At 67.5% G+C, this 24,283-nt stretch carries 21 protein-coding genes; 16 read left to right on the top strand and 5 right to left on the bottom strand.

All coding sequences use genetic code 11. From position 1 onward, the window contains the following. The first annotated feature begins 54 nt into the window (after positions 1 to 54). Positions 55 to 888: a CerR family C-terminal domain-containing protein gene (locus LGN17_RS02735; RefSeq protein WP_226195052.1), complete on the top strand. Its 834-nt coding sequence runs from the start codon at positions 55 to 57 to the stop codon at positions 886 to 888. A 27-nt stretch (positions 889 to 915) separates the two neighbouring features. On the opposite strand, the gene LGN17_RS02730 is transcribed toward LGN17_RS02735, so the two are convergent. Next, positions 916 to 3,390 carry a mechanosensitive ion channel domain-containing protein gene (locus LGN17_RS02730; protein ID WP_226195051.1) on the bottom strand — a complete coding sequence of 825 codons (2,475 nt, stop codon included), beginning with the start codon at positions 3,388 to 3,390 and terminating at the stop codon, positions 916 to 918. A 278-nt stretch (positions 3,391 to 3,668) separates the two neighbouring features. After that, entirely contained in the window at positions 3,669 to 4,649 is a 981-nt protein-coding gene (locus LGN17_RS02725) for an LLM class oxidoreductase (protein ID WP_226195050.1), read from the bottom strand. Positions 4,650 to 4,848: 199 nt separating this feature from the next. Between LGN17_RS02725 and LGN17_RS02720 the strand changes: the two genes are divergently transcribed. From LGN17_RS02720 to LGN17_RS02700, 5 genes are all read left to right on the top strand, one after another. Next, a complete protein-coding gene (locus tag LGN17_RS02720) occupies positions 4,849 to 5,247 on the top strand; it encodes a lysozyme inhibitor LprI family protein (protein WP_226195049.1) in 399 nt (132 codons plus the stop codon). Between the two features lie 1,077 nt (positions 5,248 to 6,324). Further along, positions 6,325 to 7,221, top strand: a complete 897-nt coding sequence (locus LGN17_RS02715) for an NAD-dependent protein deacetylase (RefSeq protein WP_226195048.1) — start codon at positions 6,325 to 6,327, stop codon at positions 7,219 to 7,221. Beyond that, positions 7,218 to 7,859: a DUF938 domain-containing protein gene (locus LGN17_RS02710; RefSeq protein WP_226195047.1), complete on the top strand. Its 642-nt coding sequence runs from the start codon at positions 7,218 to 7,220 to the stop codon at positions 7,857 to 7,859. Before LGN17_RS02715 ends, LGN17_RS02710 begins: the two co-directional genes overlap by 4 nt. 97 nt (positions 7,860 to 7,956) lie before the next feature. Then, on the top strand, positions 7,957 to 9,369 hold the full coding sequence (gndA, locus tag LGN17_RS02705; protein ID WP_226195046.1) for an NADP-dependent phosphogluconate dehydrogenase: 1,413 nt from the start codon (positions 7,957 to 7,959) through the stop codon (positions 9,367 to 9,369). A gap of 200 nt (positions 9,370 to 9,569) precedes the next feature. Then, positions 9,570 to 9,914: a DUF4148 domain-containing protein gene (locus LGN17_RS02700; protein WP_175955091.1), complete on the top strand. Its 345-nt coding sequence runs from the start codon at positions 9,570 to 9,572 to the stop codon at positions 9,912 to 9,914. A gap of 133 nt (positions 9,915 to 10,047) precedes the next feature. On the opposite strand, the gene LGN17_RS02695 is transcribed toward LGN17_RS02700, so the two are convergent. Then, positions 10,048 to 10,368: a hypothetical protein gene (locus LGN17_RS02695; protein WP_175955093.1), complete on the bottom strand. Its 321-nt coding sequence runs from the start codon at positions 10,366 to 10,368 to the stop codon at positions 10,048 to 10,050. Positions 10,369 to 10,793: 425 nt separating this feature from the next. Here LGN17_RS02695 and LGN17_RS02690 point away from each other — a divergent pair, with 425 nt between their 5' ends. Beyond that, a complete protein-coding gene (locus LGN17_RS02690) occupies positions 10,794 to 11,528 on the top strand; it encodes a peptidoglycan DD-metalloendopeptidase family protein (RefSeq protein WP_226195045.1) in 735 nt (244 codons plus the stop codon). 48 nt (positions 11,529 to 11,576) lie between these two features. Here the strand turns inward: LGN17_RS02690 and LGN17_RS02685 are convergent, their stop codons facing one another. Continuing rightward, positions 11,577 to 12,215 (bottom strand): Pr6Pr family membrane protein, encoded by a 639-nt coding sequence (locus LGN17_RS02685; protein ID WP_226195044.1) that lies wholly within the window; start codon positions 12,213 to 12,215, stop codon positions 11,577 to 11,579. Between the two features lie 226 nt (positions 12,216 to 12,441). Here LGN17_RS02685 and LGN17_RS02680 point away from each other — a divergent pair, with 226 nt between their 5' ends. The 5 genes from LGN17_RS02680 (at position 12,442) to LGN17_RS02660 (ending at position 18,078) form a co-directional block, all read left to right on the top strand. Further along, positions 12,442 to 12,978 (top strand): cytochrome b, encoded by a 537-nt coding sequence (locus LGN17_RS02680; RefSeq protein WP_226195043.1) that lies wholly within the window; start codon positions 12,442 to 12,444, stop codon positions 12,976 to 12,978. Positions 12,979 to 13,133: 155 nt separating this feature from the next. After that, positions 13,134 to 13,502, top strand: coding sequence for a DUF2946 domain-containing protein (locus tag LGN17_RS02675; protein WP_226195042.1), 369 nt, complete (start codon positions 13,134 to 13,136; stop codon positions 13,500 to 13,502). Between the two features lie 82 nt (positions 13,503 to 13,584). Then, positions 13,585 to 15,717 carry a TonB-dependent copper receptor gene (locus tag LGN17_RS02670; protein WP_226195041.1) on the top strand — a complete coding sequence of 711 codons (2,133 nt, stop codon included), beginning with the start codon at positions 13,585 to 13,587 and terminating at the stop codon, positions 15,715 to 15,717. Positions 15,718 to 15,945: 228 nt separating this feature from the next. Beyond that, positions 15,946 to 17,040: an esterase/lipase family protein gene (locus LGN17_RS02665; RefSeq protein ID WP_226195040.1), complete on the top strand. Its 1,095-nt coding sequence runs from the start codon at positions 15,946 to 15,948 to the stop codon at positions 17,038 to 17,040. A 3-nt stretch (positions 17,041 to 17,043) separates the two neighbouring features. Continuing rightward, positions 17,044 to 18,078, top strand: a complete 1,035-nt coding sequence (locus LGN17_RS02660; RefSeq protein ID WP_226195039.1) for a lipase secretion chaperone — start codon at positions 17,044 to 17,046, stop codon at positions 18,076 to 18,078. 36 nt (positions 18,079 to 18,114) lie between these two features. On the opposite strand, the gene LGN17_RS02655 is transcribed toward LGN17_RS02660, so the two are convergent. After that, positions 18,115 to 19,638, bottom strand: a complete 1,524-nt coding sequence (locus LGN17_RS02655; RefSeq protein ID WP_226195038.1) for a PLP-dependent aminotransferase family protein — start codon at positions 19,636 to 19,638, stop codon at positions 18,115 to 18,117. Between the two features lie 108 nt (positions 19,639 to 19,746). Here LGN17_RS02655 and LGN17_RS02650 point away from each other — a divergent pair, with 108 nt between their 5' ends. The 4 genes from LGN17_RS02650 to LGN17_RS02635 all read left to right on the top strand — a co-directional run bounded on the left by LGN17_RS02650 (position 19,747) and on the right by LGN17_RS02635 (position 24,207). Then, complete coding sequence (locus LGN17_RS02650; protein WP_226195037.1) at positions 19,747 to 20,841, top strand: ABC transporter ATP-binding protein; 1,095 nt, start codon at positions 19,747 to 19,749, stop codon at positions 20,839 to 20,841. A 77-nt stretch (positions 20,842 to 20,918) separates the two neighbouring features. Next, on the top strand, positions 20,919 to 21,965 hold the full coding sequence (locus LGN17_RS02645) for an ABC transporter substrate-binding protein (protein ID WP_226195036.1): 1,047 nt from the start codon (positions 20,919 to 20,921) through the stop codon (positions 21,963 to 21,965). Positions 21,966 to 22,076: 111 nt separating this feature from the next. Next, positions 22,077 to 23,333 carry an ABC transporter permease gene (locus LGN17_RS02640; protein WP_226195277.1) on the top strand — a complete coding sequence of 419 codons (1,257 nt, stop codon included), beginning with the start codon at positions 22,077 to 22,079 and terminating at the stop codon, positions 23,331 to 23,333. Positions 23,334 to 23,370: 37 nt separating this feature from the next. Then, complete coding sequence (locus LGN17_RS02635) at positions 23,371 to 24,207, top strand: ABC transporter permease (RefSeq protein WP_047901362.1); 837 nt, start codon at positions 23,371 to 23,373, stop codon at positions 24,205 to 24,207. Positions 24,208 to 24,283 lie beyond the last annotated feature (76 nt).

Here is a 24,283-nt window from a genome sequence, read left to right as displayed (position 1 = left end):
AGTTGATAAAATTGTGTCAAGTAGAATGTCGGGCGATCGAATGACGAGGAAGGCATGAACGAAGCGAAGAAGCTGCGCCGCACGTCGGCGGGCGGCTACGCCCGCGGCGACGAAACGCGCCAGCGGATCATCGAGGCGGCGATCGAACTGTTCGGCGAGCGCGGGTTCGCGGGGGCATCGACACGCGAGATCGCGGCGATGGCCGGCGTGAATGCGCCGGCGCTCCAGTACTATTTCGAGAACAAGGAAGGCGTGTACCGCGCGTGCGTGGAGACGATCGCCGAGCTCGGCTGGGAAGTGTTCGCGCCGGCAGTCGGCCATGCATGGGCGATGCTCGATGCGGACGCGGACGTCGACGTGCTGATCGACGCGTTTGTCGGGGTGCTGCGTGCGGTTGCGAACCGGATGTTCACGGCGCCGAAGACGATGAACCAGCGCATGTTCTTCGCGCGCGAGCAAGGCGGCCAGGAACCGGCGAGCGCGAGCGATATCCTGATGAAACGCATGCGCAAGCCGCTCAACGACGTGAGCGCCGAGCTGATCGGCCGTATCTCGGGGCGGCCGGCCAACGATCCGGTCACGCGATTGCGCGCGCTGAGCCTGTTCGGGCAGATCACGGTGTTCCACATCGCGCAGCGTTCGGCGCTGCAGTTGCTCGAATGGGAGGCATTCGAAGGCGAGCGTGCGGCGCTGCTGACCGACACGATCGCCGAGCAGACGCGCGTGCTGCTCCGGCAATGGCACGCGCAGCGCGACGGATTGGCGGCCGATCCTGACGCCGGCTCGAAGCGGGGGCAGGGTGCGGCGGCGAAACGCACGGCGAAGGCGGGGGCGTCGACGCCCGCCGCGAACAGCACTCGACGCGTGAACAAGCCCGCCGCGCGTTGAGCGCGGCGCGCCGTCAGCCCCGGCGGGTCAACCCGGCTTGCGCGCCGGTTCGGCGGGCGCCGGCGGCCGGGCCGGCGGTTCGGCCGCATGGCCGTTGTCACCGTTGTCGCCATTGACGACAGGCCGCGATCCGTCCGCGTACGCGACGACGCTGCGCTGCGGATTGGCGATCCGGATGCCGCGTTCGCGGAATGTCTCCGCGATCCGCCGGTTGAATTCACGCTGCACGCTCCAGCGCGTCGAGTCCGTGCATTGCATCTGTCCGGCCAGCGCGAGCGCCGCGCCGTCGACCTGGTCGATACCCCAGTAGCTGAAGTCCGACAGGATGCCGTCGCGGTACGTCGGATCGTCGCGCAACGCGGCGCCGATCTCCTTCAGCGTCGCGACCGCGCGATCGATATCCTCGCCGTAGGCAATGCTGATCTTGACGGACGCGTTGCCGAGCCCGCGATTCGTATTGTTGACGGTCGTCACCGAGCTGAACGGGATCGTGTACAGCGACCCATCGCCGGCGCGCAGCCGCACGGTGCGGATCGACAGGTACTCGACCGTGCCCGACACGCCGGCGAGCGTGACCCAGTCACCGACCTGCATCGCGTTTTCCATCAGCAGGAAGATCCCGGTGATGAAATCCTGCACGAGCTTCTGCGAGCCGAAGCCGAGCGCGACGCCGAAGATGCTGGCGCCGGCAAGCAGCGGGCCGACGTTCACGCCGAGCTGGCTGAGGCCCGTCAGCACGACGACGAGCGCGATCATCACGAACAGCAGCGAGCGCAGCATCGGCAGCAGCGTGCGCAGCCGCGCCGCGCGCACGAGATTGCCTTCGCGGGTCCATCGTTGCAGCCGGCGCTCGATCGCGATGTTTGCGGCTTCCCACACGATGAGCGCGACGATGGCCGCGATGGCGATCGTCACCAGCGCCGACGCGAGCCGGTGGCCGATCGTGCCGGTTTCGAACGCGCGGAAGATCGGCACGCCCCAGATCTGCAGCAGCACCAGGATGGTCACGATGCCGATCGCGCCCGACACGATCTGGCGCAGCAGCGGGTAGTAGCGATACGCGTGCGCGTGGACGAGCGTGCGGTCTTCGTCGCGGCCCTGGAACAGCCGCGCGAGCGCGCCGAACACGACGATCGACACCATCCGCATGCCGATCATCACGGCGATCGAGCGGCCGCCGAGCGTGATCAGCACGCGGTAGCCGTTGTGGACGTCGAGCGCCCACACGAACCACAGCGCCATCACGATGAATACCGACACGGGCGCCCATGCGTCCGCGAGCGCGTTGGCGATCATCGTGAAGGACGGACGGTCCTCGCCGGCTGAACGGATCCGCGCGGCGACCGGCTGGCGGCACCGCAGGATCAGTGCCGAAACCATCAGGTGTCCGACGAGCGCGACGGCTTTCAGCAGCGCGACGTGACCGGCGTCGCTGAGACCGAAGTTCGCGGCGATCTCGACAGCGGCCGTGCAGGCGCCGACCACGATCACGATCCGCGCGATCGAGCGTTGCGCGAAGTTGGCCCACGCGTCGCTGATATGCAGCAACCGCAATTGCCGCGCATCGGGCTGGAAGAACAGCCTGCTGACGATCGTGACGAGCCGGCAGATCACGTAGATGTCGATCAGTGCTTCGAGCGCGGATTCGATCGGCGTGTCCGTATCGCCGATCGCCGACATCGTCAGGCTCGCGACGCCGACGAACACGAGCAGCGGCACCGCACGCAGCGCGAGGCTGACGAGCACGCGTGGCATCCGGTGCAGCAGTGTGGTGTGGCGGCGCGCGTGGCCGCGGCCTTGCGACGCTGCGGGCGCGGCGTCGGGGGTGTCGGGAGCGTCGGGCGGGGCGGGGGTGCCCGGCGGGGCGTTGTCGTCGTCGGGCGCGGCGGAGTCGGATGTAACGGCATCGGGCGTGGTGCGGCGTGACGTGTCGGCGCGCCGAGCGGCCACTGCGGCCAGCGCACGTCGCAACAGCCGCTTCGCGAACCATTCGACGAGGAGCGCGGGCACGAGCACGGCGATGATGATCCAGAGCGCGTGTGCAAGATTCGCGCGCTCGTCGGCGCGCACCAACCTGTCATGCCACCAGCTTCCGACCGACCCGACATCGAGCAGCGAGTGCAGCGATTCCTTCAGCGCACCGCCGATTTCGGTGGCCCAGCGCGATCCCTGCCGGACGAGCATCGACGCGAGCCCATTCGACTTGAGCGCGGCCGGGGCCGCGGCGGCCGACGCGGCGCTGGCCGCAGCCGCATCGCTTGCCGCGACCGCAGGTGTGCTCAGTGCGCCGACGGCCGCGATCGCGCGCAGCGTCGTTTCGACCTGCGCGCGATCGCGTGGATTTTCGAGCACATTGAGTGCCTGCTGCGCCTGTTGCGGCGTCAGCGCGGGCGCGGTGCCGGACGCGGCAGACGCGGCAGACGCGGCGGCCGGGGCGGGAGCGGCCGCGTGCGCGGCCGAGACGACTGCTGCAAGCAGCCAGCCGAGGAGGAAATGTCGCATGAAGTAGGCATGCGGGCGCGCATCGGCGCGCGGCCCGCCGGGCTGAACGATGGACGGAAGTTAACATGATTGCGATCGGAACCGAATAGTTCCATCGACGATCATTCGAATCGCGCATGCCCGACGCGGCACGGGCGTTAGCGGCGCGTTTGCGCAGTCATGTGTCTGACGCCGATTGTAGGCAGCCGGATAAGTCGGGGCGTTTCGATTGCCGGCGTGTAATGCATTTGTAATGGCGGCGTGTCAGCAGCGGTGGACGATGCACGCGTCGTGTCGAATTAATATGGAATCCTGCTGAATTGTGCTGGCGCGTCGTGAAAAGCCGGCAGAACGTGTTCCGCGATTTCTTCGATGACTTCGCGCACGGGCCGGTCCGAGCCCGGATTCAGCGTGACGTGGTGCGTGCCCGCCGCGCGCATGTCGTGCAGGATGTCCACCAATGCGCGGCGTCCGGTTGCATAGCCGAGCGGCAACGCGGTGGCCGGCGCGTCGGGATTCGCGACAAGGTCGAGCCGCATCGACACGCCGAACGCGCGAAAGGCGGGCGACGCGAGCCGCTCGACCGCCGCACGCCACATCGAATGGCGGGCGCGCTGCGTGTCCGGATCGCGGTGGTACGTCATCCAGCCGATCGAGTGCCGCGCGATCCAGTCGACGCTTTGCCCACCCGAGCCGACTGCCAGCATCGGCACCGCGTCGGCGCCGCGTGGCAGGAGCGTGAATTCGGGCGCGTCGGGCGACGCGTCGTCGGGCAGCACGCGAGACGGCACGCCGAGCGCGGCCGCGACGACCTCCCAGTGCGCGCGGTAGCGGTCGCGCCGCGTTTCCGCATCGACGCCGAACGCCGCATACTCGGGCGGCCGGTCGCCGGAGCCGAGCCCGAGGATGAAGCGCCCGCCCGACAGCGTCGCGACCGACAGTGCGCCCTTCGCGATATGCAGCGGATGACGCAGCGGCAGCACGATCGCGCCGCTGGCGAGCGCGATCCCGCGCGTGCGTGACGCCAGTGCGCCGAGCAGGACCCACGGGTCGAGGTGGCCGACCGGGTCGGGATAGTCGGTGCTGTTCAGCGGCACGTCGCGAATCCACAACGCGCGAAAGCCGAGCGTGTCGGCCAGTGCCGCGAGTTCGAGCTGTTCGTTGAAATCGGCGACGATTTGGCCGCTGCGGAGCAGCGGCAGCGTGAGGCCGATCGACAGCCGTCCGTCCGAAAAGACGCGATGCGCAACGTCGGGGCGGGCGAGGGCGGGCGTCGTCATGTCGAATCCTGGGAGGCAGTGCGGGGCGTACGCAGGGCGATGCGTGTCTGAATGCTAGCGTGTTTGCACGACGGTTGCGCGGCACCGCATACGCAGTGACCGATCGAGCGTGACCGGTTGACGTCGGAACCGCGAGGGACATGCAGGCAGCGAGCCGGGCATAATCGATGCCTTCCGTCATTGAAATCAACGAATCCGGATGAATGCACTTCAACACAGGGTGATCGGTCTGGCGGCGGGCGCAATGCTCTTGGCGGTTGCGTCCGGTGCGCTCGCGGACGAGGCGGAGCGAGCCGCTATCTGCAAGATTGCCGAGGATACGGGCTACACGGCCGACATCCGCAATTGCCTGCGGCTGAAATACGACGCGGCCGACAAACGGTTAAATGCCGTCTACAAGACGAAGATGGCGAGTCTGGATGAGCAAGGCAAGGTGAGGTTGCGCAACGACGAGCGCCGCTGGCTCAAGGCACGGGATGCCGCTTGCGCAGAATCGCGGCAGCCCGATGCGGGCGGCACGCTCGGGCTCGTGGAGGTCGACAGTTGCTTCGTCGACGAAACCGAGCGCCGTGCCAAGGTGGTCGAAGCCTTTCGTTGACGCGTGTCGAGGCGTCGTATCGGCCGCGGTGTCAAGCTCCCGCAGCGTCATGCCTCGCAGTGTGCGGCCGAGGCGCGACGCCACGCCACGTGTGGTGACGCGCGGCCGTCGCGAGACCGGATTCGGCACCGACTTCGGACAGCCGTTCGGCGAACGCGCGCGGATGCAACACCGCACTACCCGCGCCGGGCGTGCCTGCACCGCGTGACGGCACGCCCGGCCGACGTTCGTCGATCCGGAAGGCGTTTCAGTTTCGAAACGTTCGCGCTTCTTGCCGGTGCGCGATTCCCGTCGATCGCACCCAATCCGCCCGCGCGGCCTTGCGGCGTGAAGCATGGTGCGCTCCTTGCATATCTGTGCAGGCCGTGAGCGCGGTCGCGGACGCAGTCGGTCCGGCGATCGCTTCAGTGGGTCGGACGTATCGGAGACGGGGACAAGAGAATGAAAACAGACCGAATCGCAACGTGTCGTGTTGCAAACTTGAATCGCCGACCTGCCAGCGTATTCGCTTCGCCGTTGATCGAGGCGACGTGAGCGCGCGGCTTTCCGTTCCATCCGAGCAATCGGGTTTGATCTGAACGACGACGTGCAGATGTAACGCACGAGGCCGACCGGTGCCGGTCGGCCGTCGGGGATGAACCTCGAATGCCTGCGGATGGCCCGGCCCGGATCCCGGATCGTCAATGTGCCGCGCGCAACGCGAGTCGTCGTGCGGCGTATGCGTGTGCGTGCCGTGCATTGCGTCGGCACGACGGGGCCGAACCGGATCGCACCGGAAAGCCGGCAGCGCAACGATGCGTTCGGCATCGCGGAACATATGCAGTCCAGGGGAAGCATTCGCCGGCCACGGCAGGGCGGACGCCACGAAATTGTGCTGTCAGTTGATCCACTACCCCGATGGATCAATTGTTGAAGCGCCCGTCCGCCACGTGGCGGATGGGCGTCTTTTTTTGTGCGCCGGTTTGCGACGCGAGCCCTCGGCCCGATCGCGCGGCGTTCTGTATCATGTGCTGGCGTGCCTGGCCGCCCGTGCGGGCGCACGGTGCTTGCCGGCGCGCCCGATCACGTGTTGCCAACATGAACGACAAAGCCCTGCACGACCCTTCAACCGCCGGCGTCGATCCGGCCGCACTCGACGCGCTGCACACGTTCGTTGAGCGTCATCCGCGCCTGCTGGTCCTGACCGGCGCGGGCATCAGCACCGACTCCGGCATTCCCGGCTATCGCGACCGCAACGGCCAATGGATGCGCTCGCCGCCGATCCAGCTCCACGAATTCCTCGGCTCCGATGCCGCGCGGCGGCGCTATTGGGCGCGCAGCATGATCGGCTGGCCCGTCGTTGGCCGCGCACGGCCGAACGGGTCGCACGTCGCGCTGGCGCGGCTCGGCAGTGCGGGGCGGATCGAGCGGCTCGTCACGCAGAACGTCGACGGCCTGCACCAGCGCGCGGGCAGCGACGACGTCGTTGAACTGCACGGCGGAATCGACGGCGTCACGTGCCTCGGCTGCGGCGCGCATCATGCACGCGCGACGATCCAGGTCATGCTCGAGGCCGACAATCCCGAATTGCTGGGCGCGCAGGCCGAGCCGGCCGCGGATGGCGACGCGCACCTCGAATGGGCCGCGCTCGACACGTTCCGCATCCCCGCGTGCCCCGCGTGCGGCGGGCTGCTGAAGCCGGCGGTCGTGTTCTTCGGCGAAAACGTGCCGCGCGAGCGCGTGGCGCTCGCGTCGCAGGCGCTCGACGCGGCCGATGCGCTGCTGGTCGTCGGCTCGTCGCTGATGGTGTACTCCGGCTACCGCTTCTGCGTGTGGGCGCAGGCACGGCACAAGCCGGTCGCCGCGCTCAATCTCGGCCATACGCGCGCCGATCCGATGCTGACGCTGAAGGTGGAGGCACGCTGCGCGCCCGCGCTCGACGCGCTGACTGCGCGGCTGGGCCTCACGGGCCGCGCACCGGAGCAGGCATCGTGAGCGGCCCGACCTCTACTCCCGATCCGTCCGCGCGGCTGTCGGCGCCGGCAGCCGAACGCAATCGCGGGCCGATCCTCGACGTCTTGCGCCGCGTGTTGCCGGCGAGCGGCCGCGTGCTCGAGATCGCGAGCGGCACGGGGCAGCATGCGGTCCACTTCGCGCAGGCGCTGCCGGGCCTGCACTGGCAGCCGAGCGATCCCGACGCGCAGGCGCGGCGCTCGATCGCCGCATGGGTGGCCCATGCGGGCCTCGCCAACGTTGCCGCGCCGCTCGCGTTCGACGTGCGCGACGCGTCCTGGCCGGTCGACGCGCTCGATGCAATCGTCTGCATCAACATGATTCACATCTCGCCGTGGGCCTGCACCGACGCGCTGTTCGCAGGCGCGTCGCGCCTGCTGCGGCCGGGCGGCGTGCTGTTCCTTTACGGGCCGTATCGCCGCGAGGGCCGGCATACGGCGCCGTCGAACGCAGCCTTCGACCTGCAACTGCGCAGCCGCGACCCGTCGTGGGGCGTGCGCGATCTCGAGACCGTCGTCGCGCTCGGCCTCGATCGCGGGCTCGACTGCATCGAGGTGGTGGAGATGCCGGCGAACAACCTGAGCGTCGTGTTCCGGCGGCTGCCGCACGCGGAGCAATGACACGCAAGCGCGCATCGCCGCCGGGTTTCCACTATCCTTTCGCCTGTGCGCGCGACCCGGTTCGGGTCGCGCCCCGTTTTTTCCGGAGAATTGACTAATGGGCAAACAAGCAATCGGTGTGATCGGGCTCGCGGTGATGGGCCGCAATCTCGCACTCAATATCGAGAGCCGCGGTTACGCGGTGTCGGTGTACAACCGCAGCCGCGAGAAAACCGACGAACTGATCGCCGAATTCCCCGGCCGCAATCTGGTGCCGACCTATACGCTCGAGGCGTTCGTCGCGTCGCTCGAAACGCCGCGCCGGATCCTGATGATGGTGAAGGCCGGTGAAGCGACCGACGCGACGATTGCGGCGCTCAAGCCGCTGCTCGAGAAGGGCGACGTGCTGATCGACGGCGGCAATACCCACTTCACCGACACGATCCGCCGCAACCAGGAGCTCGCGCAATCGGGCCTGCATTTCATCGGCACCGGCGTGTCGGGTGGCGAAGAGGGCGCGCTGCGCGGCCCGTCGATCATGCCCGGCGGCCAGCGTGACGCATACGACCTCGTCGAGCCGATCCTCAAGCAGATCGCCGCCAAGGCGCCGTCGGACGGCGAGCCGTGCGTCGCGTACATGGGCCCGGACGGTGCAGGCCATTACGTGAAGATGGTCCACAACGGCATCGAGTACGGCGACATGCAGCTGATCGCCGAAAGCTATGCGGTGCTGAAGGGCGTCGCGGGCCTGACCAACGACGAGCTCGGCGCGGTGTACACCGAGTGGAACCAGGGCGAACTCGACAGCTACCTGATCGAGATCACGTCGAAGATCTTCGGCAAGAAGGACGAGGAGACCGGCAAGCACCTCGTCGACGTGATCCTCGATCGCGCCGCGCAGAAGGGCACCGGCAAATGGACGAGCCAGAACGCGCTGGATCTCGGCGTGCCGCTGCCGCTCATCACCGAATCGGTGTTCGCGCGCGTGCTGTCGTCGCTGAAGACCGAACGCATCGCGGCCAGCAAGATCCTGTCGGGCCCGGTTGCCGTGCCGCTCGACGGCGATCGCGCCGCGTTCATCGAAGCGGTGCGTCGCGCGCTCTACCTGAGCAAGGTGATCTCGTACGCGCAGGGCTTCGCGCAACTGCGCACGGCGTCGGAAGAGTACGGCTGGAACCTCGATCTTGGGACGATCGCGAAGATCTTCCGCGCGGGCTGCATCATCCGCGCGCGCTTCCTGCAGAAGATCACGGACGCGTACGCGAAGGATCCGGCGCTCGCGAACCTGCTGCTCGATCCGTACTTCAAGGACATCGCCGCGAATTACCAGGCGTCGCTGCGCGATGTCGTGGTCGCCGCGGTGAAGGCCGGCGTGCCGGTGCCGGCGTTCGCGTCGGCGGTCGCGTACTTCGACAGCTACCGCTCCGAGCGGCTGCCGGCGAACCTCGTGCAGGCGCAGCGAGATTTCTTCGGTGCGCACACGTTCGAGCGTACCGACAAGCCGGGCAGCTTCCACGCGAACTGGTCGTAACCGGCTGGCGGGGACAGCATTGTTGCGAAAATCTATTCTTTGAATAGGGTTTTTCTATCCCGGATGCCGACATTGTTGGCTCCGGGGAAACAGTGTTTTCGCTCTTTCATGGTTTTCCCTAGGCGACGCCGGGACTAAACTCTGTTCCATCGCTGCAGACATGGTGTGTGCGGCGGAGCAAAAAAATCCCGGAGGTAATCATGAAATCGCTGATCGCAACGTTCGCCGCAGCTGCCGTCCTCGCCGTTCCCGCTGTCTCGTTCGCCCAACAGAACGCGCCCGTCACCCGCGCACAGGTCAAGGCCGAACTGGCCGCCGTGCAACAGGCCGGCTACAAGCTGGGCAGCGACCGTACGAACTACCCGGAAAGCATCCAGGCTGCTGAAGCCCGCCTGAACCCGCAACAGAACGTCGCCGCTGCCGACACGACCGGCTACGGCGCGCAACCGGCTGCCGCGCAGGAATCCGGCGCGCCGGCCAAGGCCAAGACCGGCTGGCAAGTCAAGCGTATCGCTGACGACGCCCCGATCTACAAGGGTCGTTAATGGTGCGGCCGCATCGGCGGCCTGATCCGACCCTGGAAGTACAAACAGCCCGCCGTTCCGTCATTCGGAACGGCGGGCTGTTTTCATTGGCCGCGCGTGTATCGCGCCTGCCGTCAGTTCAGTTCAGTTCAGTTCAGTGCAGCGCGCGCCGGCCGCGCCCGATATCCCGGAACAGCGCTTCGGCCGGTTCCAGCACCTGCAGCCACGTTTCGTCGTAGCCGCTCAACGTGTCGAGCGCATCACGCAGCCGCTCGATCGCGAGGATCGGCAGCTCGACGCTGTGGCGCGTGGCGCCGGTCAAATGCGCGACGCTCGCCAGCTGGACGAGCGCATCGGCCGCCTCGGCGACGTCGGTCGCGAACAGCAGGTGCCGGTTGAGCAATTCGACCAGGCCGCTGGAACCGGAGAAGTCATCGGCGTTGAGCTGCACGGAAAGAAACGTCGCGTTGTTCATTGTCATGCTCCTCGTTGTCGTTGGGTCGCGCAGTGCATCACCGAGTATAGGTGGCGATCGAAGCGGAGAATGTGACGGGATCGATACTGCTCGCGAGGGCGGCACGGCAGGCGAAAGATCCGCCGCAGGCCCGCCCGGCGGCCCGCGCGGCGCGGCTTGCAGGCCGCCGCGATGATGGTGTGACGCCGCAAGATTGTTGCCGGATCGGGCAACTGACGCGGGCTTGACCGCCACAAATGGTATCTTTGCCGATCGGGACGACGCAAAAAAGGGGCCGGTGAGTCCATTCGCGCCAACGTCCCGCTGTGGAAACTGACGGCCGCGAGAGCGGTCGGATACTGATTGGTCCGGCCGTTCGGCCGGACATCGTGCGTCGCGCGCCGGGGGGCGGTGGGCGGCGCAACGACGCAAATCCGGGAGGACCCTTGAGAGAAACTATTCCCATCCACGATGCGCTGACGCGCTGGCTGCCGCAGGCGGCGCTCGTTGCCGCGGCCATCGCGCTGACGGGCTGCACGATGACGCCGTGGACCGACAACTGGCAGCCGGCGCGCCAGCCGGCACCCACGTCGGCCGCGACGCCGGGCGTGATCGCCGGCTATTACCGCGTGAATCCGGGCGATACGCTCGCAAGCGTCGCGAACGCCTACGGGCAGCGCGTCCAGGACGTGGCCAGCTGGAACCACATGGCACCGACCGATGCCGTGTATCCCGGCCAGGTGCTGCGCGTCGCGCCGCCGCCTGCCGCGACGTCGCTTGGGCAGCCGCCCGCGGCGGCCGCACAGCCGGGCTCGCTCGCATGGCCGGCTACCGGTGTCGTGGCGACGCCGTTCTCGGCCGGCAAGACGCGCGGCGTCGTGATCGTCGCATCCGGGCCTGACCATTCGGTGCGGGCCGCGGCGGCCGGGCGCGTGGTGTACGCCGGGTCCGGTGTCAAGGCCTACGGCCCGCTCGTGATCCTGAAGCATGAGAACGGGCTCATCACGGCCTACGGACACAACGGCAAGCTGCTCGTCAACGAAGGCGATGCGGTGCGCCAGGGCCAGCCGGTCGCCGAAATGGGCACCGACGCGAGCGGCCGTTCGACGTTCGAGTTCGAAGTCCGCCAGAACGGCAAGGTCGTCGATCCGATGAACTTCCTGCCGCGCAACGGCGGCTGACGACCCGCGTCACCCCGTGTGCGCCGGGCGGCGCACACGTTCCCGCCGTCATCCCTTCCTGAGCGTCACCGCACCCGACTGTCTCGCGTGATTGCCGAGCCAGCGTATGCCGAGTGCGAGCGCCGTTGCCCCAATCGCGATCAGCGAGCACTGGATCGCAACCGGCAAGTAGCCGTGCGGCCGCGGATCGACGAACGGATAGGGGTACCAGTTCTCCAGCGCGCCACGCACCAGCGTATAGCCGAGATAGACGATCGGGAAAGCGAGCCACGCGAACGCGCTGCGCCGGGGAATCGGCAGGCGCGGCTCCACGTACAGCCAGTCGCACAGCATGACGAACGGCACGATCCGGTGCAGCACCCAGTTGTTGAACGCCGGCGTGACGTGGCGCAGTGCATCGAGCCGCGCGAGCAGGAGTTCGTAGACGATCGCGGTGATCAGGACGTACAGCACCGCGGCGCCGCGCATCGATTCGTAGCGGGCCGAGCCGGGGCGTGCGATGTGCCACAGCCCGGTGGCGAGCATCGCGGCCGCGTAGAGGCCGCTCAGTTGCGTGAAGTAGCTGAGGTAGTTGCCGAGATGAAAGCCCGGCAGGTGCCAGTAGTTGGCGATGCTGCGCAGCGTGGTGGATACCGCGAGCAACGCGGCGGTCAGCCGATAGGCCGCAACGAAGAACGCCTTGCTCATGATGCCCGCGCGCCGTCGCACCAAAGCTACATCGTGCCACAGCCGTCCGGATGCGCGATGCGGATTTTCCCATATGAAGCCCCGCGCGGCGCGCCTGGACAATTCGTCGGATATTTGCGTGCGTCGTGCAAAACCGGGCGCCCGTGCGGCTACAATCGGGGCAGTTTTGCCGGGCGCAGGCCGGTGGCTGCATGCGTCCATCCCCGCATACGACACGAGACGAAGCATGAGAAACATCCTCGCGAAACAGACGCGCTACAGCTCGCCCGCGATCTTCTTCCACTGGGCCGTCTTCCTGCTGGTGGCGCTGGCCTACCTGGCCATCGAGATCCGTGGGCCGAAAGGCAGCGACAGCCGGGTGTTCTGGATGAACGTGCATCTCACCGCGGGCACGCTCGTGCTCGTGCTGTCGGTGCTGCGCGTGCTGTGGCGGGCCGTCAGCCGTGTGCCGGAGGCCATTCCGCAAGCGGCGCTGCTGCGCTGGCTCTCGAAGCTCGCGCATGTCGCGCTCTACGTATTCATCATCGCGCAGCCGCTGCTCGGCATCATGATGATCAACCTGGGCGGCAAGCCGGTGTCGCTCGACTGGCTCGGCCTGTCGTTCACGCTGGTCGGCCCCGACAAGGCGCTGCGGCCGACGATCAAGGAAGCGCATGAACTGATCGGCAACGCGTTCTACTTCGTGATCGGCCTGCACGCGCTGGCCGCGCTCTACCATCATTTCATCCGGCGCGACGACGTGCTGCGGCGCATGGCGCCCTGAACGGCACGTTCCGGAAACATGCAGCAGGCGGGGGCGCATGGTTGTGTTGACAACCATGCGCCCTCGGTTCGTTTACCGGCATCCGCACTGGCCATCGCGTTAAACATTCTGTAACATCTCGGCTGTTTTTACATTCCGCTTACTTGTTGCCGAGCATGCTGCACCGACATCGTCACTTGACCGCCTGGCTTGGCGTGCTCGCGATCTGGTTCGCGATCGCGGCGCCGCTGGTGTCGCAGTGGCGCGTCGCGCAGGCTGCCGTGCCTGACGCGATCGTCTGCAGTACGGAGCATGGCGCGCATCCGTCGCCCGATGCGGGCCGCAGGCACGATCATGCGCTGCATCTCGATGCGTGCGGCTACTGCGGTTTCTTCGCGCACAGCCCCGCGATCGGCGGGCCGGCCGCCGCGGCACTCGTTTCCGTTCCCTTCGTTTCCGTTTCCGCCGCCGCGCCGCCCACCGTCGCGGCGCGTGCCGACCGCTATCCGCGCGCGTACCCGCGCGCCCCGCCCGAGCGCGCCTGACGCGCTGTTTCCGTTCTTTTCACCGCCGATATCCGTGCGGCTCGTCGAGGCCGCGTGGAGGGCGTTACTCGGGCTTTCGATCATGACCATTTTCCAGTTGCGTGCGCCGCGGGCGTCACGCAATGCCTGTGTGCGGCACATGCCGCGCGTGCTCAAACTCACCGTTCCCGCGCTCGCTGTCGGTGCATTGGCCGCGAGCGCCGCGGCCGCCGAAACGGCGCGCACACCCGGCGCGCCGACCGAGGATACGGCCGCGCCGCTGCCGGCCATCGAAGTCGTCGCGTCGCCGCTGTCGACGCCGCTCGTCGTCGTCACGGATCCGAAGACCCCGCGCCAGCCGCTGCCCGCCAGCGACGGCGCGGATTACCTGAAAACCATCCCCGGTTTCACGTCGATCCGCAGCGGCGGCACCAACGGCGACCTCGTGCTGCGCGGGATGTTCGGCTCGCGGCTGAACATCCTGGCGAACGGGATGTCGACGCTCGGCGCATGTCCGGGCCGGATGGATGCGCCGACGTCGTACATCGCGCCGGAAAGCTATGACAAGGTCACCGTCGTGAAGGGGCCGCAGACCGTGCTGTACGGTCCCGGCGCGTCGGCCGGCACCGTGATGTTCGAGCGCGTGACGCCGCGCTTCGACAAGCCCGGCATGCGCTTCGCGGGCAGCCTGGTCGGCGGGTCGTTCGGCCGCAACGACCAGAACATCGACGTGACGGCCGGCACGCCGGACGTCTATGGCCGAGTGACCGCGAACCACGCACATTCGCAGGACTACAAGGACGGCAACGGCAACACCGTGCCGTCGCAGTGGGACAAGTGGAACGCCGATGCGGCGCTCGGCTGGACGCCGGACGACCACACACGCGTCGAGCTGACCGCCGGCACCGGCGACGGCTATGCGCGCTACGCGGGGCGCGGGATGGACGGCGCGCATTTCCGCCGGGAAACGTTCGGCCTGTCGTTCGACAAGAAGCATCTCGGCGACGTGCTCGACCGGATCGAGGCCCGTGTGTACTACAACGAAGCCGATCACGTGATGGACAACTACACGTTGCGGCAACCGGACCCGACCAGCAGCATGCCGATGCGGATGGCATCGGAAGTGCGGCGTCGCACGTTCGGCGCGCGCGCGGCCGCGACGTTTCGTTTTGCAGACGACTTCAAGCTCGTGACGGGTGTCGACGCGCAATCGAACCGGCTCGACTCGCGTTCGGCGATGGGACGGCAGAACTATGGCGACAAGCCGTGGGACGCCCAGGCGACGATGTGGAACGCGGGCGTGTTCGGCGAACTGACGTGGTATGCGAGCGCAGTGTCGCGCGTGATCGGCGGCGCGCGCATCGACTATGCGAGCGCGCGCGACAAGCGCGCGACGACGAGCGGCATGATGATGAGCAAGCCGAATCCGACCTTCGACGACGATCGCACGCGCGTATTGCCGAGCGGCTTCATCCGCTACGAGCGCGATCTCGCGTCGCTGCCCGTCACGTGGTACGCGGGCGTCGGCCATACGGAGCGCTATCCCGACTACTGGGAGCTGTTTTCCGCGAAGCGCGGGCCGGCCGGCTCGGTCAACGCGTTCTCGGCGGTGCAGCCGGAGAAGACCACGCAGCTCGACATCGGTGCGCAATACAAGGGCGACCGGCTCGATGCATGGGTGTCGGCGTACGCGGGCTACGTGCAGGACTTCATCCTGTTCAACTACGCGGCCGGCATGATGGGCCCGACCACGCAGGCAACCAACGTCAACGCGCAGATCATGGGCGGCGAAGCGGGCGTGTCGTGGAAACCGGTTTCGCCGCTGCGCGTCGAGACGTCGCTCGCGTATGCGTGGGGGCGCAACGCCGCAACCGGCGATCCGTTGCCGCAGATGCCGCCGCTCGAGGCGCGCATCGGGCTCGAATACACGCGTGGTGCGTGGTCGGCAGGGGGGCTGTGGCGCATCGTTGCGCCGCAGCATCGCTATGCGCTGAACGAGGGCAACGTGGTCGGCAAGGACTTCGGCCCGAGCGCCGGATTCGGTGTGCTCTCGCTGCATACGCAATACAACGTCAGCAAGCGCGTGCAGATCTCGGTCGGCGTCGACAACGTGCTGAACAAGGCCTACACCGAGCACCTGAACCTCGCCGGCAACGCGGGCTTCGGCTATCCGGCGAACTCGCCGGTGATGGAACCGGGCCGGACCGCATGGGTGCGCGTGAGCGCGAAGCTGTAACGCATCGCACGTGTGCGTTGCAGCATGCGTGCCCATGAACGCTGCCCCGCCCGAACGGGCGGGGCGCGTCAACCGATTAGAGAACCGTATCTAGTCAGGGCGCAAACGTTGGCGACTCGTGATTCACTCCCGCATTCGATGCACACGGTGGTCGCGACGTTTGCGACGCATAGTGCGTGTCGATCCGGCTTCATTCGCACCGGCAGCACAATAATCAGGAGAACATGCATGGCCAAAACGATGCGTTCCAGGGTGGTGGCAGGGGCAGTGGCATGCGCGATGAGCATCGCGCCGTTCGCGGGAACGACCGCAGTGATGACGCTCGCGACGACGCACGCGGCGATGGCGGCGACCGCGCCCGCCGATGGCTACGCGGCGACGCGTTATCCGATCATCCTCGTGCACGGGCTTTCGGGTACCGACAAGTACGCCGGCGTGCTCGAGTATTGGTATGGCATCCAGGAAGACCTGCAACAGAACGGTGCGACCGTCTACGTCGCGAACTTGTCTGGATTCCAGAGCGACGACGGCCCGAACGGGCGCGGCGAACAGTTGCTCGCTTACGTGAAGACGGTGCTCGCGGCGACGGGCGCAACCAAGGTCAATCTCATTGGCCACAGCCAGGGCGGCCTCACGTCGCGCTACGTCGCGGCCGTCGCACCCGATCTCGTCGCGTCGGTGACGACGATCGGCACGCCGCATCGCGGCTCCGAGTTCGCCGACTTCGTGCAGAGCGTGCTTGCATACGATCCGACCGGGCTTTCATCATCGGTGATCGCCGCGTTCGTCAATGTGTTCGGCATCCTGACGAGCAGCAGCCACAACACGAACCAGGATGCGCTCGCCGCGCTGCAGACGCTGACCACCGCACGGGCCGCCACCTACAACCAGAATTACCCCAGTGCGGGCCTGGGGGCGCCGGGCAGTTGCCAGACCGGCGCGCCGACGGAAACCGTCGGCGGCAACACGCATCTGCTGTACTCGTGGGCCGGCACGGCGATCCAGCCGACGCTGTCGCTGCTGGGTGTCACGGGTGCGACCGACACGAGCACCCTTCCTGTCGTCGATCCGGCGAACGCGCTCGACGCGTCGACGCTCGCGCTGTTCGGCACGGGCACGGTGATGATCAACCGCGGCTCCGGGCAAAACGACGGGCTCGTGTCGAAGTGCAGTGCGCTGTACGGCAAGGTGCTGAGCACGAGCTACAAGTGGAACCACCTCGACGAGATCAACCAGCTGCTCGGCGTGCGCGGCGCGTATGCGGAAGATCCGGTCGCGGTGATCCGCACGCATGCGAACCGGCTGAAGCTGGCGGGCGTGTAATCGATGACGGCACGTGAAGGACGCGCGCCGCTGGCGCGGCGCGCCATGGTCTATGGTGTCGTGGGGCTGGCGGCGATTGCCGGCGTGGCGATGTGGAGCGGTGCGGGCTGGCATCGCGGGACGGGCGCTGCCGGCGATGCGCCGGATGCGCCGGCGGCAGGCGGACTGGTTGCCGCGCCGCCGCAGGCCGCCGTGCCGGCAAGCGCGGGTCTGCCGCCGTCACTCGCCGGCTCCAGCGCGCCGCGGTTGCCGCTCGATGCCGGCGGCCATCTCGCGAAGTCGCGCGCGGTGCGCGATTTCTTCGACTACTGCCTGACCGCGCAGAGCGACCTGAGCGCGGCCGCGCTCGATGCGTTCGTCGTGCGCGAGATCGCCGCGCAACTCGACGGCACGGTTGCGCAGGCCGAGGCGCTCGACGTATGGCACCGCTATCGCGCGTATCGCGACGCACTCGCGAAGCTGCGCGATGCCGGCGCGGTCGACAAGTCCGACCTGGGCGCGCTGCAGCTCGCGCTCGACCAGCGCGCGTCGATCGCCTACCGCACGCTCGGCGAGTGGGCCCAGCCGTTCTTCGGTGCGGAGCAGTGGCGGCAGCGCTACGACCTCGCGCGGCTGAAGATCACGCAGGATCCCACGCTGACGGCGGCGCAGAAGGCCGAGCGGCTCGCGGCGCTCGAACAGCAGATGCCGGCCGACGAACGCGCCGCGCAGCAGCGCATCGACCAGCAGCGGGCGGCGATCGACCAGATCGCGCAATTGCAGAAGAGCGGGGCGACGCCTGACGCGATGCGCGCGCAACTGACCCAGACGCTCGGCCCGGAAGCCGCCGCACGCGTCGCGCAGATGCAGCAGGACGACGCATCGTGGCAGAGCCGCTACGCGGACTATGCTGCGCAGCGTGCGCAGATCGAGTCGGCGGGCCTGTCGCCGCAGGATCGCGACGCGCAGATCGCCGCGCTGCGGCAGCGCGTGTTCACGAAGCCCGGCGAAGCCATGCGCGCGGCATCGCTCGATCGCGGGGCGGGCAGCGCGCGGTAATGTGGCAGGCGCGGGCGGCGCGGTGAATGATCGCCGCTATGCCGCGCGCGTGAGGTCCCGAGGCAGGTGTTGCTCGATGGTATTCGCGAGCGTGTCGAACGCGGGCCCGATGCTTTCGTGCGCGACGCACGCATAGCCGAGCAGCAGGCCGCGCCGCGCGGTGTCGAGGCTGCTGTAGTAGCTGGTGAGCGGGCGCACGATCACGCCGGCATCGAACGCGCTCTGCGTGACCGCGCGATCGTCGCAGGCGTCGGGCAGGCCGAGCACGAGATGCAGGCCGGCCTCGTCGCCCATCACGGGCAGCGCATCGCCGAAGCGCGCGCGGATCGCGTCGATCATCAGTTGCCGGCGCTCGCCGTACAGCGTGCGCATCCGCCTGACGTGCGAGGTCAGGTGGCCGTCCATGATGAATTCGGCGAGCACGGCCTGCTGCATCAGCTGGCCCTCGCGGTACAGCTCCGATAACCCGGTGCGGAACGTGTCGACCAGATGCTCGGGCACGACCATGTAGCCCATCCGCAGCCCCGGGAACAGCATCTTGCCGAGGCTACCGACGTAGATCACGCGGCCGCCGTCGTCGAGCCCCTGCAGCGATGCGAGCGGGCGGCTGCCGTAGCGGAACTCGCTGTCGTAGTCGTCCTCGATGATCCAGCAGCGGTGCCGGCGTGCGTATTCGAGCAGCATCCGGCGTCGTGCGAGGCTCATCACCATGCCGAGCGGGTACTGATGCGACGGCGTGACGAGCACGAGCCGCGGCGGATGCTGCATGTCGCTGGCGCGCGGGTCGAGCCCTTCCTGGTCGACCGGCACCGGCGTCAGCGTGAGACCGGCCGCCTGCAATACGCTGCGCACGCCCCAGTAGCACGGCTCCTCGACCCACGCGCGATCGCCGATGTCGGACAGCAGCCGCACCGCGAGATCGATCGACTGGTGGATGCCCGTCGTGATGATGAGCTGGTCCGGCGAGCATTTGACCGAGCGCGCGACGCGCAGGTAATCGGCGAGCGCGCGCCGCAACGGCCGGTAGCCGCCGCCCGGCGCGTAGGTCAGCAACTCGGGGTTCGCTTCCTTCCACAGCCGTGCCTGCAGGCGGCTCCACGTCCGGCTCGGGAATTCCGACACGTCCGGCACGCCCGGCATGAACGCGCCCCACTGGCGCCGCGACACGCCCGCGTGCTCGATCAGTTGCCGGCCGCGCATCGACAGGCCGCCCTGCGCGTCCGGCAGCGGCGGTTCATCGGTGCTCGACGGTGGCAGTACGGCGCCCGGCACGTGGATCGCGGCGGCGTCCGGCCGGGTGTCGGCCACATAGGTGCCGCTGCCGGTGGTCGTCAGCACGTAGCCTTCGGCCGTCAGCTGGTCGTACACGTGCAGCACGGTATTGCGCGCGATCGACAGGTCGGCCGCGAGCGTGCGTGAACTCGGCAGCTTGGTGCCTGGCCCCAGTTCCCCGGTCAGGATGGCCTGCTGCATCAACTGCAGCAACTGCCGGTACATCGGCTCGGGCGAGCTACGGTCGAGGCGGGCGGAGAGCCAGTCGGCGACGATCACGGTGTCCAAAGTGGTCCCATGCGGAATATTGAAATGGTTCCCTATTGTAGAACCGTGTGCGCCGTATAGTGGCTCGCATCTCAAAATCAATTGTCGCGAAGCAAGGGGACAGCCACGATGAAGTCCGATGATGTGATCGTCAGCTTTCGCGGTGTGCGGAAGACCTACGACGGAGAAACGCTGGTCGTCAAATCGCTCGACCTCGATATCCGCCGGGGGGAATTCCTGACGCTGCTCGGGCCGTCGGGCTCCGGCAAGACCACCTGCCTGATGATGCTCGCCGGTTTCGAGTTTCCGACCGGTGGCGAGATCCGCCTCGACGGCGAGCTGCTGAACCACGTGCCGCCGCACAAGCGCAACATCGGCATGGTGTTCCAGAACTACGCGTTGTTTCCGCACCTGACGGTCGAGCAGAACGTCGCGTATCCGCTGACCGTACGCAAGCTTCCGGCGGCCGAGCGCGCGGAACGCGTCGCGCATGCGCTGAAGATGGTGCAGATGGAGCGCTTCGCGAAACGCTACCCGGCGCAGCTGTCGGGCGGCCAGCAGCAGCGCATCGCGCTGGCGCGCGCGCTCGTGTTCGAGCCGAAGCTGGTGCTGATGGACGAGCCGCTCGGCGCGCTCGACAAGCAACTGCGCGAACACATGCAGTACGAACTGAAGGCGCTGCACGAAAAGCTCGGCGTGACCTTCGTCTACGTGACGCACGACCAGGGCGAGGCGCTGACGATGTCCGATCGCGTCGCCGTGTTCGACAAGGGCATCGTGCAGCAGCTCGACACCGTCGACCGCCTGTACGAATCGCCATGCAATGAATTTGTCGCGAACTTCATCGGCGACAGCAACCGGCTGCGCGGCACCATCGCGCGCGTCGACGGCGAATTCTGCGAATTCCGGCTCGACGACGGCACGAAGCTCGTCGGCCGCCGCATCGGCGATGCGGCCGAGGGTGCGCCGGCCGTCGCGTGCATCCGCCCCGAACGCATGAGCCTCGCCGTGCATGGCGCGAACGGCTCGGCCGCCAACCAGTTGAGCGGCGAGGCGCGCAGCCTCATCTATTTCGGCGACCACGTGCGCATGCGCTGCGCGCTGCCCGGCCAGGACGAATGCTTCGTGAAGGTGCCGCTCGGCACCGGCGCGCTCGATGCGTTCTCGCCCGGCGCCCCGGTCGCGCTCGCGTTTGCGCCCGAACACCTGCGCGTGTTCGCGTGAGCAGGGTTTCCCCGATTTCCCGCAGTACGTCGTCAACAACAACTGCCCATTTCCACCACGAGAGGAGAGGAACCACCATGAACCGAGCACGCATTACCGCACGGCGCACCGCGCTGGCACTGGCGCTCGCCGTCGTCGGCGCATCGGCATCGGCTGCCGAACTCACGGTCGTCAATTTCGGCGGCGCGAACGGCGACGCGCAAAAGGCCGCGTTCAACCAGCCGTTCGAGAAGGCGACCGGCAACAAGGTCACGGCCGTCGAATACAACGGCGAGCAGGCGAAAGTGAAGGCGATGGTCGAGGCGAAGCACGTCAACTGGGACGTGGTCGAAGTCGAGTCGGGCGACCTGAACCGCGGCTGCGACGAAGGGCTGTACGAGAAGCTCGACTGGTCGAAGATCGCCAAGAAGTCCGACCTGATTCCGGAATCGCCGCAGGTATGCGGCGTCGGCTTCTTCGTGTGGTCGACGGCGCTGTCGTACAACGCGGACAAGCTGAAGTCGGCACCGACCGGCTGGGCCGATTTCTGGAACGTGAAGAAATTCCCCGGCAAGCGCGGCATGCGCAAGGGCGCGCGCTATAACCTCGAATTCGCGCTGATGGCCGACGGTGTCGCACCGAAGGACGTGTACAAGGTGCTCGGCACGAAGGCCGGCCAGGACCGCGCGTTCAAGAAGCTCGACGAGCTGAAGCCGAACATCCAGTGGTGGGAAGCGGGCGCGCAGCCGCCGCAGTTCCTCGTCGCCGGCGACGTCGTGATGTCGACCGCGTACAACGGCCGCATCGACGCCGCGCAGAAGGAAGGCAAGAACCTGAAGGTCGTGTGGAACGGCAGCATCTACGACCTCGACTACTGGGCGATTCCGAAGGGCTCGCCGAACAAGGCGCTGGCCGAGCAGTACATCGCATACTCGCTCACGCCGAAGCCGCAGCAGGCGTATGCGCAGCACATCGCATACGGCCCCACGAACATCGCGGCGATCAAGTCGCTCGACGCGAAGACGCTCGCGAACCTGCCGAACTCGCCGGCCAACGGCAAGAACGCGGTGCTGGAGGATATCGGCTTCTGGACCGACCACAGCGACGAGCTCGAGCAGCGCTTCGCCGCGTGGGCGACGAAGTAACCGATCAGGCTTCCTGAACGGTGTCCTGATGCAACCGGCCGCGCGGCACGTCGATCGTGTCGCGCGGCAGTCCGCCGGAACGTGCCCGGCCGGAGAGAACCGTTGAATACGATGACGATCGCGCCTTCCTCGCCGTCGAACGCCGCGCTCAAGCGCGAGCTGAAGGCCGCCGAGGCCCGCAAGCGCACGATGGCACTGCTGCTGGTCGCGCCGCTCGCAATTTTCCTGCTGCTGATTTTCGTCGTGCCGATCGGCACGCTGCTTACGCGCGCGGTGCAGAACCCCGAGATCGCGACCGCGCTGCCCAAGACGGTCGCCGCGCTGTCGGGCTGGGACCGCAAGGCGCCGCCGGCCGACGCCGCGTATGTCGCGCTTGCGGCCGACATGACGAAGGTGGCGGACAGCGAGGCGATGGGGGCGCTCGCGCGGCGCTTGAACACCGAAATTCCCGGCTATCGCTCGCTCGTCGCGAAGACGGCGCGCGCGATGCCGCTGAAGGGCGACAATGACGCGGCACTGACGCCCGCGCAGACGCGCGAAAAAATCGTCGAACTCGATGCGCGCTGGGGCGACGTCGCGTACTGGCAGTCGATCGCGAAGAACGGCAGCCAGGTGTCGCCGTTCTACCTGCTCGCCGCGCTGGACCACAAGCAGGACGGCTTCGGCCACATCGTGCAGGCCGATCCCGACCAGTCGATCTATCTCGCGATCTTCGGCCGCACGTTCGTGATCGGCGTCGCCGTCACGCTGTTCGCGCTGCTGCTCGGCTATCCGCTCGCGTACTGGATCTCGACGCTGTCGGAGCGTCGCTCGAACCTCGTGATGATCCTCGTGCTGATTCCGTTCTGGACGTCGGTGCTCGTGCGCGTTGCCGCGTGGATCGTGCTGCTGCAGAGCGAAGGGCTCATCAACACGGCGCTGATCGGCAGCGGGCTGATCTCGCATCCGCTGGCGCTGCTGTTCAACCGCGTCGGCGTATACATCTCGATGACGCACATCCTGCTGCCGTTCATGATCCTGCCGCTCTACAGCGTGATGAAGTCGATCCCGCCGACCTACCAGCGCGCGGCCGTGTCGCTCGGCAGCCATCCGTTCGCCGCGTTCTGGCGCGTATACGTGCCGCAGACCTATCCGGGCGTCGGCGCGGGCGCACTGCTCGTGTTCATCCTCGCGATCGGCTACTACATCACGCCCGCGCTGCTCGGCGGGCCGAACGACCAGATGGTCAGCTACTACGTCGCGTACTTCACGAACGTGACGATCAACTGGGGCATGGCATGCGCGCTCGGCGGGTTGCTGCTCGCGGCGACGCTCGTGCTGTACGCGGTGTACGGGCGCTTCACGCGCACCAACGTGAGCCTCGGTTGAGCGCCACGCACTACGAAACGGGAAGGGGATTCCGACCATGAAACTTGCCAGGCCGCTGTTCGCGCCGCACATGTCGTTCGTCGAGCGCGCGTGGTACGTCGCGCTGCGCGTGCTCGTCGTGCTGACACTGCTGTACCTGATCCTGCCGGTGCTCGCGATCGTGCCGCTGTCGTTTTCGTCGAGCACGTTCCTCGTCTATCCGATTCCGGGCTTCTCGATGCGCTGGTACGAGAACCTGATTGCATCGGACGAGTGGCGGATGGCCGCGAAGAACAGCTTCATCGTCGCGCCGTCGGCGACCGTCGTCGCGACGGTGCTCGGCACGCTCGCCGCGATCGGTCTCACGAAGGCCGACTTCCGCGGCAAGGGGCTGCTGATGGCCGTGCTGCTGTCGCCGATGATCGTGCCGGTCGTCGTGGTCGGCGTCGGCATGTACCTGTTTTTCGCGCCGCTCGGACTCGCGAACACCTACACGGGGCTGATCGCCGCGCACGCGGCGCTCGGCGTGCCGTTCGTCGTGACGACGGTTGCCGCGACACTGCAGGGCTTCAACCAGAACCTCGTGCGCGCGAGCCTGTCGCTCGGCGCGAATCCGGTGTCGACGTTCTTCCGCGTGACGCTGCCGGTGATCGCACCGGGCGTGATGTCGGGCGCGCTGTTCGCGTTCGCGACGTCGTTCGACGAAGTCGTCGTCACGCTGTTCCTCGCGGGCGCGGACCAGACGACGCTGCCGCGCCAGATGTTCACGGGGATCCGCGAGAACATCAGCCCGACGATCGCTGCGCTCGCAACGATCCTGATCATCTTCTCGACGAGCCTGCTGCTTGCGCTCGAATGGCTGCGCGGCCGCAATGCGCGGCGCGCGGTGACCTGACGCGGCGAGCCTGCCTGCCGCGCACCCTGCGCGGCAACGCATCCGCTTTCATTTGCCTGACTGACGAGTTGCCCGC

Source organism: Burkholderia sp. AU30280 (assembly GCF_020420125.1).
Taxonomy (GTDB): domain Bacteria; phylum Pseudomonadota; class Gammaproteobacteria; order Burkholderiales; family Burkholderiaceae; genus Burkholderia.
This window is presented reverse-complemented; position numbering and strand designations above follow the sequence as displayed.